The 14,350-nt window shown below is 42.0% G+C and carries 9 protein-coding genes and 1 pseudogene; 1 reads left to right on the forward strand and 9 read right to left on the reverse strand.

Going from position 1 to position 14,350, the window contains the following annotated elements; translation table 11 throughout:
• Nucleotides 1-123: 123 nt before the first annotated feature.
• Nucleotides 124-2,826, forward strand: coding sequence for an MGH1-like glycoside hydrolase domain-containing protein (locus tag AC1DVJ_RS08980; protein WP_477590024.1), 2,703 nt, complete (start codon nt 124-126; stop codon nt 2,824-2,826).
• A 55-nt stretch (nt 2,827-2,881) separates the two neighbouring features.
• Here AC1DVJ_RS08980 and AC1DVJ_RS08985 read toward each other — a convergent pair whose 3' ends face one another.
• From AC1DVJ_RS08985 to AC1DVJ_RS09025, 9 genes and pseudogenes are all read right to left on the reverse strand, one after another.
• Nucleotides 2,882-4,714, reverse strand: a complete 1,833-nt coding sequence (locus tag AC1DVJ_RS08985) for a sensor histidine kinase (protein ID WP_477590027.1) — start codon at nt 4,712-4,714, stop codon at nt 2,882-2,884.
• Between the two features lie 14 nt (nt 4,715-4,728).
• A complete protein-coding gene (locus tag AC1DVJ_RS08990) occupies nt 4,729-6,165 on the reverse strand; it encodes a response regulator transcription factor (protein ID WP_477590029.1) in 1,437 nt (478 codons plus the stop codon).
• A 175-nt stretch (nt 6,166-6,340) separates the two neighbouring features.
• Entirely contained in the window at nt 6,341-7,960 is a 1,620-nt protein-coding gene (locus AC1DVJ_RS08995) for an extracellular solute-binding protein (protein ID WP_477590030.1), read from the reverse strand.
• A 128-nt stretch (nt 7,961-8,088) separates the two neighbouring features.
• Entirely contained in the window at nt 8,089-8,961 is an 873-nt protein-coding gene (locus tag AC1DVJ_RS09000) for a carbohydrate ABC transporter permease (RefSeq protein ID WP_477590032.1), read from the reverse strand.
• A 14-nt stretch (nt 8,962-8,975) separates the two neighbouring features.
• Nucleotides 8,976-9,926, reverse strand: coding sequence for an ABC transporter permease (locus tag AC1DVJ_RS09005; protein ID WP_477590034.1), 951 nt, complete (start codon nt 9,924-9,926; stop codon nt 8,976-8,978).
• A gap of 361 nt (nt 9,927-10,287) precedes the next feature.
• A pseudogene (locus tag AC1DVJ_RS09010) lies at nt 10,288-10,470 on the reverse strand (glutaminase); the annotation flags it as partial.
• Between the two features lie 102 nt (nt 10,471-10,572).
• A complete protein-coding gene (locus AC1DVJ_RS09015; protein ID WP_477590036.1) occupies nt 10,573-11,688 on the reverse strand; it encodes a Ger(x)C family spore germination protein in 1,116 nt (371 codons plus the stop codon).
• On the reverse strand, nt 11,685-13,163 hold the full coding sequence (locus tag AC1DVJ_RS09020) for a spore germination protein (RefSeq protein ID WP_477590038.1): 1,479 nt from the start codon (nt 13,161-13,163) through the stop codon (nt 11,685-11,687). The genes AC1DVJ_RS09015 and AC1DVJ_RS09020 overlap by 4 nt, the downstream gene beginning before the upstream one ends.
• A 20-nt stretch (nt 13,164-13,183) precedes the next feature.
• The gene (locus AC1DVJ_RS09025; RefSeq protein ID WP_477590039.1) at nt 13,184-14,266 is read right to left on the reverse strand and encodes an endospore germination permease; all 1,083 of its coding nucleotides are present in this window, start codon (nt 14,264-14,266) and stop codon (nt 13,184-13,186) included.
• Between the last annotated feature and the right edge of the window lie 84 nt (nt 14,267-14,350).

The following is a 14,350-nucleotide window of genomic DNA, read 5'->3' on the forward strand; positions in this document are numbered from 1 at the left end:
GTTATTCCCATCATATCATGAATGTCCGTTTTCAAGATAATTAAAGCTTATATCAAGAGGCATTTTGGTATGTACTCTTTTAAAATAAAGAGAAGAGCCTACATTTCGAAGGAGCGATAGACCATGCATGAGATCGAGAAACTCCCCGATGACCATGATCTTAGGCTGCCTGCTTGGGGACCTTATACCAAACAATACATGGGTATCTCCCATATCAGCGATCAAGCGCGAGGCTTGCGATTTGATCTTAGTTTAATGCCTGGCTTCTACAGGAGAAAAATGGATATTCCCAGCGTGCTGTGGGAATCTGGCTATCATCCATGGGAGGCAACGGCGGATTACAGCTTCTTCTCCCACCGCCATGAGCTTGAATGGAAAGATCGCGTCTATACCGACATTTCCTTCAGCCGTGTCGCCGATAAGTCCCGTCTGATTCGCGTATCCTTCGTGAACCAATCCGAGCATCCGCAAAATTTGGTACTGCACTGGATGGCTTCGCTTCAGCCGCCTCGCCTTCTCGGGCACGGCGACGTACAGATATGTGCGGATGCGCAGCTGCCCGAGGGCGCTGTGTGGGTTGATGCGCTAGATTATAGCGAATTGAGTTTCGCACGCCCACGTCCGTCGGATGGCTTGGTCTATGACGGTTTTCTTAGAGGTGAAATTCGAGGCCAGCATTTTACGGGAGGGTCCGCAATAGGATGCAACTTCGGTGCCGACCAAGGGGACTTGCTGCGTTATGAGATACACCTCGCAGAGCCTTTGAATAACGGCGTGTTTTTGCTGCGCTACCAAACGGAGAAAAGTGGGGAGCTTGAACTTCAAATTGGACATCAGACATATCGATTGGATGTAGAGACTTCCAACTCCCTGAGGGTTGCCCGTCTACCAATCGGGACGCTTGCAGCAGGAGAATTCACACTCTCCTTATATGCTTGCGGCTCCAGCCCCTTGGTGCTGGACGGCTTTACCCTACTCGAGCACGACGCTTGCGAGGAAGTTGTCTTTGTCGACCGACTCTGGCACATCGAGCCTGAATTACTGGAAGGGCCTGTTCCTGGCAGCCTGATCCTCCGATATCAAGATTGCCCTTATCATTACGGCCTTTTGTGGAACTACCACGATGTAGAGATACGACAATACAAAAACGACGAACTGGATCGGTATGCCCGTCATACGGTGCATAATCACGTTGATGCCGTCTTGCAGGGTAATGGAAAGGGTCACTTTACGAATGTGTTCATGCGTCCCATTCATGTCGCACCAGCTTCATCGAAGATCCTTCATGGCATGGTCATCTCTGGGACGTACGAAGAAGTGCTTGCCGCCCTAACAGCGGTTTCGCTAGACTATGACGAATGCGAAGCCATTTATCAAGCTGAACGTGCGAAATTAATTCCCCCTCCCTCCTATGCTACCGGTGGCACCTATGCGTTTAGCCAGCAGCTTATGCGAGCTACGCTGCTAACCAATACAGTCTTCCCTGTCTACACCAAACGCAGGTATATTCGCCACAGTACGCCAGGGCGCTGGTGGGATTCCTTATATACATGGGATTCTGGGTTTATCGCACTCGGGTTCTCCGATTTGGATGCAGAGCGCTCCATAGATTGCTTGAACGCATATATGACAGAACCTGGTGACCGCCAGGCTGCCTTCATTCATCATGGCAGCCCGGTGCCCGTGCAGCATTATGTGTTTCTTGAGCTGTGGAACCAAGGGCAGTCTCTCGCCTTCTTGAATCATTTTTATCCGCGGTTACGTCAATATTACTTGTTCCTAGCCGGGAAAATTAGCGGGTCTACGACTAGCATACTTCGCTCCGGACTACTTAAGACATGGGATTATTTCTATAATTCCGGGGGGTGGGACGACTATCCGCCGCAAAAATATGTGCATGCGCAAACGCTGGAAGCAACAGTTGCCCCTATTGTGACAACGAGCCAGGCCATTCGTATAGCTAAAATCCTGAAAATGGCTGCCGCCATGTCGGATAATTGGCAGGAAGACATAAGGGAATACGAGCAGGATATAGAACGATGGCGTCATGCTTTGGAAAAGCATGCGTGGGATGAAGAAGCCGGTTATTACGGCTATGTCGTGCATAGCGAGCAGGGTGAGCCAGAAGGCTCTCTACGGCACAGCTCCGGGGCCAATTACAACATGGGGATGGATGGGCTTTACCCGCTAGTATCCGGCATCTGTACCAAATCGCGTGCGGATCGCCTAGTTGCCGCGCTGTTTGATGAAAAACGGTTATGGACGCCAATCGGCCTGTCCACCGTTGACCAAAGCGCGCCTTATTATCAGGCGGATGGCTATTGGAACGGTGCGGTTTGGATGCCGCATCAATGGTTTTTCTGGAAAACCATTCTCGATTTGGGTTACACCGATCTTGCTTTCCGCATCGCGGATACCGCTTTAAACTTATGGAAGCGTGAGACTGAGGCCACCTACAACTGTTACGAGCACTTTATCGTGCAAACAGGTCGAGGCGCAGGATGGCATCATTTCGGCGGTTTGTCCGCTCCGGTCATCAATTGGTTTGCTGCTTATTACCAACTTGGCAAAGTTTCCACTGGTTTTAATGTTTGGATGCTTCAGCAGTCCTTTAACGAAAGCTATACGGCGTATCAGGCGGAATTTCGCTATGCCGGTGAAGCCGAACAAGCCTTCTGCATCGTGGTCAACATGGCAGACCGCGTACACTATGAAGTTGAGGGAACAGGGTGTACGGTCTACTTGACGATTAACAGCTGTGGTGGTGTAGAAATGTGCATGACCGATTGCATGCCGCAGGCCGCCGTAAGGATTCGGGCATGTTAAATGATTTTCACGTAACAAAACCCGCCTATCTAAGGCGGGTTCTGTTTGTGCTATTTTACCTATCCGCTAACACATCCGTAAATTCATATATAGCTGGAATCTTAACAATTACTGTCGTTCCAACACCAAGCTGACTCTCGATCTCTACCCCGTAACCCTCTCCAAACAGCAACTTTATCCGATTATTAATATTGGAGAGCCCGATACTTTTTCCTTCAAAACTGTTTTTCACTCTCTCCGAATAGGCCATATGCAGTTTCGCTTTTATGCGCTCCAGCTCTTTTGGACCTATTCCATGCCCCGTATCCGCTACTCGAAAACAGATATCTCCATTCTCATCCATATGGCCGCTCACACAAAGATGTCCGCCATCGTCCATATTTTCGAGTCCATGATAGACAGAATTTTCCACAATGGGCTGCAGGATCATTTTTGGTGATTTCATACCTAATAGCTTGTCATCAACCTTAACTTCCAATGAGAACTTGTTTTCATATCGAATGGAAATAATATTGAGATAGGCCTTAATACATTGAATTTCTTCGCTTATAAGGACGAGCTCCCTTTTTTCAATACTATAGCGAAAAATCTTGGACATACTTGACGTAATCAGCGCGATTTCCTTACTGCCGTATTCTAGACCGATACTACTAATGCAATTTAAAGTGTTATAAAGGAAATGAGGGTTGATCTGACTTTGTAAGGCAGCGAACTCCGCCTGTGTTTTGCTCAATTCCGCCTCATATAATCTTGCCTGGGTACTCATAACATGACTCGTCATCTCTTCCATATTGTCAATCATCCTATTAATATCATTGGCCAGAACGCCAACTTCATTGGTTGATCGTACCTTCACCCGAAAGCCCTTATCGCGATTACCCATTTTTTTCATATCGGAGACAAGCCCCATCACAGGTCGAGTCAGATTGTTTAAGAAGAAGTACCCTAGAATCATCATACTTAAAATGATACCTATACCTGCAATAATGCTAATATTCTTAATGGCATTCATGTCTGTTGTCAGTTCATGCACCGGTATCATACTTACGATCCGCCACTCGTCCGCTTGCCTTAAGCCTTTTACCTGAACGATGACATCTTCTCCATTGATTTGGGTTTTTACCCCATTGGTTAAGCTTTGGCTATCTACTGATAGAATATCCTTATATAAATCACCTTGAAATTTTGCATTGTTTGACGCAACAACTTCATTTCGATTGTTTAGGATATACAAAGCTGAGTTAGGCGTCAATTCGGTATTTTCCACAAGTTCTTGGATCTTTTCCATATTCACCATGACGGAACAATAACCTGTCTTTTTAGAAAATTGAACCCCGCCAATCGCCTCAACGATGGGTGCTATATAAAAGAAATATTCATTTCCTGTTTTTTCGTCCTTTAATAGGTTTGTAAATTTCCCTTTACCAATGGTCTCACTCTCATTTTTAAAAGAATTAATAAAATAATTGTACTGATTTGAAAACGTAATATCACTGTTGGCAGTCGCTAAACTGGAAATTTTTCTTCCTTGATTATCCGTAATCACAATGCCATTCAAATACGAATTAAACAACCTCATATATTCAATGAGGTCAATGACATAAGTGCCAATTTCAAAGCTCCTTTTATAATCATCATCTACAATGGTAAATTCCTGTACCCATTTATTATCAACAGCTATGTTTGTACTGACTTTAATATCGTTAAAAATGGAATCGATCTTTTGGGAAGTTTGTTCTATGATCGTATCCCCATAATTGACAGCTCTCTTTTGGGTTAAATTATAAAAGCTATAGTAGGAATAGAATTCCATGACGGTAAATATGGAAACCGAAAATAATAATATGAGTAAGATTTGATGTTTAAGCTTAAGTCTACTAATCTGCAAAGTCCCCACTCCGATCAGCTTTTTCTGAATTTCGTAGGTGTAATCCCACATTGCTTCTTAAATACTTTATTGAAATAATAGTAATCCAAATATCCTACTTTTGTTGCAACTTCTTCAATAGACAACTCTGATCTTTTCAATAGCTCGCAGGCTTTTTTGATTCTCAAATCGGTTACATATCCCGAAAAGGTTGTGCCCAAAACTTGTTTGAACAGTTGGCATAAGTACACTTGGTTTATCAAAAATTTGATAGATAAATCTTTCAGATATAACTCATCATGATAATGATTGTCAATGTATTTCACCATTTGGGTAAAATAAGCGTTCTTGTCATTTTCATGCACGGACTGGCCATTTAGTTGCTTTAAGTAGTTGAAAATATCATTTAAAAAGCTGCATAAGGACTCAAAGTTTTCAAATCGCTCTTTCAGTTCAGCATAATTGAGGAAATCAAGCTCCATATCCTTCAACTCTTCGTAATAGGTGCCAACCAAGCTACTGACCACTTGATTCCATAAATAAACGACTTCTCCCATACCTAAATAATGAAAGGAGAAAAAATGCCTCATTTTCCGAATGATATCATCCATGTCTTCAAACTTTTTCTCTTTCATACTAGAAGCAATGCCATCTATAAACGGATTCACCAAACTAAGCTTTGGCTCGTATTCAAATAACCCTTTTTCCTCATTCAAAAATGTTTGTGAAGCCGCCAGATCGGACTCCTTGATTAGCTTGGCCATTTGATCGTAATTCGTAGCAATGGAGCTGATTCCTATTGATTTTATACTTGAACCTGTGAATATTGAGGCTTCCAACTGAACATCCAACTCTAATCTCTTATCACTTTTGAGAATGTACAGTGTCTTTCTTGAGCCAAATTCAACTTCTAAGGTATGCCCAATATCGCCAAACTTAATAGCTTGACCATCCTTATTCTCACTATCGGAGTACACGATAACAACACGCCAATAATCGTCCGATGTGCTATCAAAAAATGGCGTTAAACGTTTTAATTCACTTTTATCAGGTGCCGTAAGCGCCTCTAAAATAAGGTTATTTCGAATGCCTCGCTTCTTGGAGAAATACAAGGCCAGCTTTTCAAGTAAGGGATCTGCCAACTCAATATCTAACGGCTTGAGAAAATAATCCAACGCACCATATCTAATGGCCTCTTGCGCATAAGCAAACTCAGCGAAACCGCTTACAACAACAAAGTCAACATCTAATCCCCTGTCTTTCGTCATCTTCATAAGGTCAAGGCCGGAAATATCAGGCATTCTAATATCTGTAAAGACGAGATCAGGTGATTCCTCAGATATGAACTCAATTGCCTTATGGGCACTTGTAAATTGACCTACGATTTCAAACCCATATTGCTGCCAGTTAAAGGCATTCCGTATTCCTTTTATCGCCCAAGGTTCATCATCTACAATAATGACACTATACATAAGTACCTCCATGATCGTTAATAATCGACAGTTTGTTTTAAGATAATTCATCTAAATAATATTACTCTAAATTTTAATTAATAAAATGTATTTTTATAAATTAATTTTGTAATTATTTATGTTTTTTATAAGAAGCAAAAAAACCTAGGCTAGTGCCTAGGTTTAAAGCTTTTAATTACTTCTTATTCGCTTTCATGGCTCTGTAGATTTTCACATTTTCATCTACCACAGCCTGCCCGCCTGCTGCCTGGAATTCGGCAACCAACTTATCATACAAGGCATCAAATTCTGCTGGCTTACAGACAATTAGTTTATCCGTCATGATTTTGTTCATATCACCAAGTGTTTTGCCGAATTTAATATTGGCCTCATTTGGTGTATCAAAGAAGAAATTGGTGTATGTATCCGTCGTATTGATTTTGTATGATTTTTCTGCAACATCTTCAAGTCCAGGCGCCGTTGCAGCTAATGCTTTTATATTCTTCTGCTGATCACCAAGCTCCACACCATTTACAACGAGTGTATAATCAAGATTTAGATAACTCGTTTGCATATTATCCCCTGTTTGATTAATAACCTGCGGAATCCCATTCACCATCTTGTGGTTAACGCCTTCTACACCATATTGAAGGAAGAATAAATTTTTCGGGTCGGACATCCAGTTTAAGTATTTAATAGCCAGCTCTGCATTTTTACTGGTCTTCGGAATAAAGACATTGACGCCATTTTCGTTATATGCGAGTTTTTTATATTTTCCATCTGAATCCTTAAAAGCGTCAATGGGTACAAAGTTTGCGGTAGGCACATTTGCTTTTAATGGCTGACTGATATTTTGCCTTAACGGATAATCCCAGTTTGCAACGACGAATCCTGCTTTACCGTTGGTAAGGTCAGCATCGGCTTGTTTGGCTGTTTTGTCTAAAGCAAAATCAGGGGAGATTAATTTTTCATTGTAAAGCTTGTTCAGGAACTTCATCGCATCTTTGTTTCCAGGTCTTAACCAGCTGTATGCAGCTCCCCCTGAGCTAGGAGCTGTAACAAATTCTTCCTCCGACTGTTTCCCCCAGAAAGATTCGCCTAAATTTCCATAGGAATAATTCAAACCAGTTGCAGCAAATACCCAAGGGATAACGCCACTTACGCCTCCCGGATTTTTATCTCGGAATGCAACTAACGTATTATATAATTCATCCCTCGTCGTAGGAACAGGCATCCCTAATTTATCGAGCCAATCCTTTCTAATAAACATACCATTCCATGCCAGTGAAGTTCTTTTAGCAGGAATGGCCATCTGTTTACCATCAAACATTCCATATGAAAGAACCGTCTTACCCAAATAATTCGTTAATTCTTTGCCACTCTTAGCCAATAAATCATTCAATTGGACAATACCATTCGATTTAGCGTATCTAGATACGGTAGGACTGTCATACGTAAATGAGAGATCGGGTGCCTCACCTGCTGCCATCAATACATTAAGCTTGTCAATTTCTTGAGATCTAGGTACTGGAACAAATTTCACAATCGCGTTGTTCTGTTTGCCAAAATTATCATTGATATATCGAGTCCACGTATTATTGTTCAGATCTGGCTGCCCCTGTATACCTCTGTCAAATACCTCAACCGTTAGTGTAACCGGAGGACCTGAAGGAGTTGGAGCTGCCGTTGCAGCTGCCGTTGAAGCTGCTGGTGATGCTGATGAGCTTACTTTATTACTATCGCTTCCACAACCTGTTAAAGCACTTATTAATAGAGTCGAAACCGGTAGTACAGCCAACATTTTTTTGATTTTCATTTTTGTGACCTCTCCTTATATCGTTTTTAACAAAGTAGTTAACTTTTCCGTAGTGCCCCTAAAATCGAAATTATTATTATCCATCCTACCTCATTGCTCCCATAACCACCACCCTTCAAGCTGCCTGATTATCCCTTAATTGCCCCCGTCATGACACCATCCACAAAATATTTCTGAAGTTTCGGGTAAACGACTAAAATTGGAATGGTTGCAAACATCACGCTTGCCGCTTTCAATGCCTCTGGAACAATATAAGTCCCCACACTGCCTTCACCTTGCTGGCTATCTAGCTGTTGGTTCGCCGTGATGATTTGGTACAGCTTTAATTGCATCGGGTACAGGTTCTTATCAGTTATATAGAATAGCGCATCCTGAAAACCGTTCCATCTGTCCACCGCGTAAAAGAGGCTTAACGTTGCGATAGAAGGCAAAGATAGTGGAAGCACAATTCGTACCAGAATCCCAAGATCACTACAACCATCAATCGAGGCCGATTCTTCCAAGCTTTCCGGAAGTGATGCAAAAAAAGTTTTTAGAATGATTAAATTGAAAACACTCATAGCGCCTGGCAAAATTAAGCTCCACATCGTATTCATCAAATTCAGATTTTTCACAAGAAGATAGCTAGGTATTAAACCGCCACTAAAATACATGGTGAATACCAGAATGGTTAAAATAAAGCTTCTTCCCTTTAACCTTTGCTTTGTAAGCGGATACGCTGCACAAATCGTTAAAAACATGCAAACGAGTGTATAGACAATGGTTAGCACAATCGTGTACCCCATCGTATAAAGCATCTCAACATCACTTAGAATCGTTTTGTAGGTTTCAAGTGTGAAGCCTACCGGCCAAAGTCCGACCTTCTGAGAGATAATGGCATCATTCGAACTTAGAGAAAGCGCAATCATATACAAAAATGGAATTAAACAAGTTATTGATACAGCCGTTATGAATAAAATAATACTTATATCCGTGAAATTGATTCTTTTTTTTCTACGCAACAAACTCACACTCCTTACCAAATTCCCTGCTCACCAATTCTTTTGGCAATGTAATTGGCTGCCACTAAAAAGATTAACCCTACAACCGATTGAAACAGTCCAACGGCTGTTGCCTGCGAAAAATCGCCAGATGCAACTCCAATCCGATATACATAGGTACTGATGACATCGGAGTACTCATTTACCAATGAATTGCCCATCACAAATGGCCGATCAAATCCGATCGAGATCATCTTGCCGATTTGTAAAATTAGTAAAATAACAATGGTAGGCTTAATCCCAGGCAAAGTAATATGCCATATTTTACGAACCCTGGTGCATCCATCGATATCTGCCGCCTCATATAACTCCTTATTGATGCCAATGATGGAAGCCAAATAGATAATGGTACCCCAGCCAACGCTTTGCCATACCCCAATAGCGACATACATGATCAACCAATTGGTTTTTTGAGAAAGGAACTCAATTTTACCAATCCCGATACTAGATAAGACTGTATTCGCCATGCCTCCTGAGGAAAATAGCAGGTAGGCCATACCGCCAATAATGATCCAGGATAAGAAGTGCGGTAAATATAGAATCGTTTGGGTCACTTTTTTAAATCGGACAAACCGGATTTCACTCAACAAAATGGCCAGGATGATCGGTGCAGGGAACCCCGCTACCAAATCCAGAAGGTTCAACACGAGCGTATTGGTAAGCGCACGGTAAAAACTATCTTGTTCAAAAATGAATTTGAAGACATCAAGCCCAACCCACTCACTCCCGCTAATTCCCTCAAAAATGTTATAGTCCTGAAAGGCCATCAACACGCCATAGATCGGTGCATATCGAAAGATGAGGATATACGCTATTGGCAAAAGTAAGAGTAAATATAAGAGTGAATCTCGTTTTAAGCTATGTAAGAAACTCTTCTTTTTATTTATTTTGATATTCTCTCTATTGGTTTCTAAAACCGCTTTCATTTGTATCGTCCCTCTCCTACTATTTTTAACAAAATAACCTCCTACGAAATAATTTGAGCAAATTTCTTCTAAAGCGTTCTCATGTAAAGAATTATACGCTCATGAATTTTTATTAAAATGTAATTTTATAAATTGTTTTGGTAATAATTTTATATTTAAAACTTGGGAAATCTTTATCAAAGTAATAACTTAGTTGACATTCGCCCCCTTGCGAATCGGATGCGCACGACGCGCGTGTTGAATGACAAATTGGTTTTGAAGTGCAAGAAGCCAGCAAACACAAGGGTTTGCTGGCTTCTTAGTGAAAATAAAATGACAAATAAAGTTTTGAAGTGGTTTTACAGTCAAATCGATTGAATTACAAAATACCACCCGAAACACCACTCTTGGCGGGTATTCCGACTTCAATGGTAAACTTGCCTCCATTAGCTAATATCAACGCCATGCGTGCGAGATGGTTGACATTGATTTCGATTGAACAGTGCTTAAAATAAACCTCCAGATGCTCTTCAACATTCCCTTCAAGAATTCCGTTATCCTTCAGAAGGCATTGATGGGAAACACTCATGGGAGATTAATCCTACTCTGGTTGCTGCACCAGCCTCATTTTTATTTTCAGCCTTGAATGACCCTGCGATTTACCATATTATCCCGCCTTATAAGTCCCCGAATGCTCTAGGAACAAATGGATATTCACCTTCAATGCAGGTTTGACTTCTGGTGAAGGGTAAATTTCTCGCCATTGGCGAAGATCATATTTATACATTTCCTTCCCCAAATTCAGCAAGTCGGTGTTGGATTTTTGACCCAGTTTAAAGGTTTCCATGATTTCATTGCGTATCGTTTTGTCCGCAGCCGCCCTCAACTCTTCTTTGGAGAACTGACCATTCCCCATTTCCATGCTGGCTTTTATTTTTAAGTCCAGTATATATTGAAGCTGATCTTTCGCATAAATCCACTTCACACTCCGACGAATACTTCTTACCATACACGTCGCTTGAAATTGCTCTCCATTTACCTGCAGCAGGACCTCATCTGAAGGTCTGTTCATCCAACGAATTCCTTCGACATCGGTAAGCAGAAATTTCTTTTTATACTTTTTTTGATAAAAAGCATAGAATCCATCGATATAGGCTACGGGAATMGATTTATCTTTTGTCTCCCACATGTTATGTAACGATAGAGAGGGAATAAAAGCCGTTTCCCCGGGCTCTCTATAGGCCTTAAGGAATTGTCTCACAGAAACCGGCAGAGTTCGTTCTATTTTGGCGGCAGCGGGTTTAGGATTGTGGATGACGGTCAGCTGAGGCGAGAGGCCAAGTAGAGCATCTGAACCAAACAACGGCGTGAGGGGCTCTTTGGTCCCAAATAACCAGACAGTATAACGAAGCTCCCGATAGCGGTATAACGCTTCCAGGATGTCCTCTACATCTTGCTCAAGCGCGCGGCTGGTTAAAACAAGAGCAGTCACCTGTCCTAAATACAACTCCTGCTGGGATGTCACTTGATTTAAATTTTGAAAAGCGACAAACGGGTTACTACCGGATGCCGTACCGATCCATGTGGTCTCTCCAGCATTTTCTCCACGCTTGGCAACTTTACCGAAATTTAACAGTTGGGAAGATACGAGATATTGTCCATCTTCATAATCAACGCCAATTGCAGCTACGAATACGGTATCTTGAAGCTCACTTCGATCCCAACAACCGGTGAGGATCAGGCTGCAGCCTAGAATCAATACAACGATACGTCCGAAGTTCAAGTAGCATCATCTCCTTGACGGGTGGCATCTTTCGGTTGCAGAGAACGCGGTCTCTTTTTCATTTGAGATAGTGGTTTTCTCAAGTAAGCTGGCACCATTTCCTTCCAAATCGGTGGAGACAATGGACTCAAGTAAGGGATGCCGAAAGATTCCAAGGCGGACATATAAAAGACAATGCAGATACAGGAAAGGATAAACCCAAATATGCCCAAAAAGCAGGACATGAGAAGAACAAAAAATCTAAAAATGGTCGCGGTCCCATTTAAGTTTTGGTTGATCAGCATAAACGATGCAATGGTAGATATCGATACGACCACGATCATGATTGGCGAGGTAATACCGGCTTTTACAGACATGTCACCAATGATCAACCCACCGACAACGGCAACCGTCTGACCGACCGATTTGGGCAAACGAACGCCTGCTTCCCGGAACACTTCAAAAAGGATAACCACTAGAAACGCTTCGAGTGTGGACGGCACAGGAAGACCAGACCTGTTTATTTTTGCTGAAGCCAGCAGGGAGAAAGGGATCTGGTCGATATTGAAGGCGGATAAGGAGATCCAGAACCCCGGCAATAGTGTACCGATAATAAATCCAAGTATTCTAAGGAGTCTTTCTAGGCTAACAAATTGAAAAGGTAAATAGAGATCCTCCGGTGTTTTGAGAATCTCAGTAAACGTGACTGGAGCAATGATGGCATTAGGGGAGCCATCAGCTAAAAATACAAACCGACCGACCATTAAGCTTTCAGTAACATAATCCGGACGCCCGATATAATCGATTAACGGAAATAAAGAATTCGAATTATCAGCAAGCAATACTTCCAATTGGCTGCTGTTATGCAGCACATCCACATCAATTTTACAAAGTCGTTTTTTGGCTTCTTGGATCAAATCTGAATTTGCAATATCATTTACATACAATAATGCCACCTTGGTTTGACTTCTTTTGCCCACAGTGTAATATTCAACGGACAATGTGGCTGATTTAATTCTGCGTCGAACCAAGGCAACGTTGGTTGCCAAGTCTTCGGTAAAACCGTCGCGCGCCCCTTTTACTGAGACCTCTGATGCGGATTCCTCAGGATTGCGTTTCGGAGCATTGGCGATTTCCAGAGAATAAAAGGTTTGTGATTTTTCTAAATAAATAATTAAGGTTCCAGTAAAAACATCAGCTGACAGCGTATCAATGTTGTCATTCTCATTGAGCTTTTTCAATCGTAAAGGACCGAAGCACTCGAGAGATTGTTCGTCCGGATGAAGCTCTATCATGCCCTCCAAATGAAGCAGGACATAATTATTGATTTGCTTGGAATCGGCTATGCCGATGCAGTAGATTAAAATCACGCTATGCGTTGAATGACGAAATTTCATTAAAACGTTATCGATTTGAACATCTTGGCTGTTTTTGAACAGCTGCCTGATGGAGTGCTCCTCTAAAGAACCGATGGTGATCTTGTCTGACTGTAGCATAGTTGTACCACCTTTTTAGACTACGTAGTTTCGTTCTTGTGCCTCCATAGAGCGATAAGAACGAGTAGGATCACGACAATCAGCAAATGGAATAGTAATACCGCTGGGAAATACCAATGCCGTAAAAATAACAAAAAATCATAATCGCTTATATGTAGTAGGTTAGCCAATATGAATCCTGCACCAATCAATGAAGCGGCTAATGCTCGAGTACGCCGCTTATTCAAATTCGCAAGATCGAGGATCATACAGATGCCAAGTGAAATTCGAACGGATGCGCCGGTGATCCACTGATAAATGGACAAATAATCCATATGCTCGATAAAGTGTCCAATACGTAGAAGCCGCCATTCTTCAAAAGAAGGATATCGTTGTTTGGCAGCCTCCACAGGACCAAACTCACTGATCGAGCCTAAAGTCGGACCAAAAGCCAGGCAGACTAACAGCAGAGCAAGTAAAATATAAAAAAATAATGATTTTTTTGAAGCTTGCTGATTTAGAAATATGATGATAACCAGCTCCGACAATCCGCCGCCTACAAAAATCAGACCTTTCAGAATAGGACTCCAACCGTTTTCAAGGACGGGAAAGATACTGGAGTAATCCTTGTTCGGAATGTTCGCAAAGGAAATGTAGAAACCGAGCAAAGATACGGTCGGCAAAAAAATGCCGCATGCAATCATAATCATGCGTACACCAAAAACGCTGACAATCGCGCATAAACCACATAAGAATAAGGCGATAACAAGCACGGGAGTATGTGGTAAATAGGAGACATGCGTCCACATGACTGTATCTTTGACCGCGACGAAGACGAAAAAAATAAAATATACGATCCATGAACTCCGAAAAAGAAGGGACGCTATGAAGCCATAGTTGATCTTGATCCAGTCTTGAATGTTACGTCCGCTCGTTTTTTTACAGATGTAGTAAACGGGAATCATGAATAAGCAGAGGGGTACAGTCAATATTACGATGCTGATCCAAGCGTCCCTTTGTACCGTTTCCAATAATAAAGGGACCATTTGAACGTGATTCATTAGGCCGACAGACATCATTAAAGTCATCATAACGAGCGCAAAGGGCAAATTCTTTTGAATCATGTAAGAATCCCCCTCTGAGGTGAAATGAGCTTGATTTCTATATGTTTACCCATTTTCAGGAAAATATCCCTCCCATTTTGTGCG

The organism is Paenibacillus sp. P4_A9 (assembly GCF_056402415.1).

Coding starts and splice junctions, on each gene's coding strand:
- AC1DVJ_RS08990 (WP_477590029.1), bottom strand. CDS start 6,165: ATGTATAGTGTCATTATTGTAGATGATGAACCTTGGGCGATAAAAGGA.
- AC1DVJ_RS09005 (WP_477590034.1), bottom strand. CDS start 9,926: ATGAAAGCGGTTTTAGAAACCAATAGAGAGAATATCAAAATAAATAAA.
- AC1DVJ_RS08980 (WP_477590024.1), top strand. CDS start 124: ATGCATGAGATCGAGAAACTCCCCGATGACCATGATCTTAGGCTGCCT.
- AC1DVJ_RS09025 (WP_477590039.1), bottom strand. CDS start 14,266: ATGATTCAAAAGAATTTGCCCTTTGCGCTCGTTATGATGACTTTAATG.
- AC1DVJ_RS08995 (WP_477590030.1), bottom strand. CDS start 7,960: ATGAAAATCAAAAAAATGTTGGCTGTACTACCGGTTTCGACTCTATTA.
- AC1DVJ_RS09020 (WP_477590038.1), bottom strand. CDS start 13,163: ATGCTACAGTCAGACAAGATCACCATCGGTTCTTTAGAGGAGCACTCC.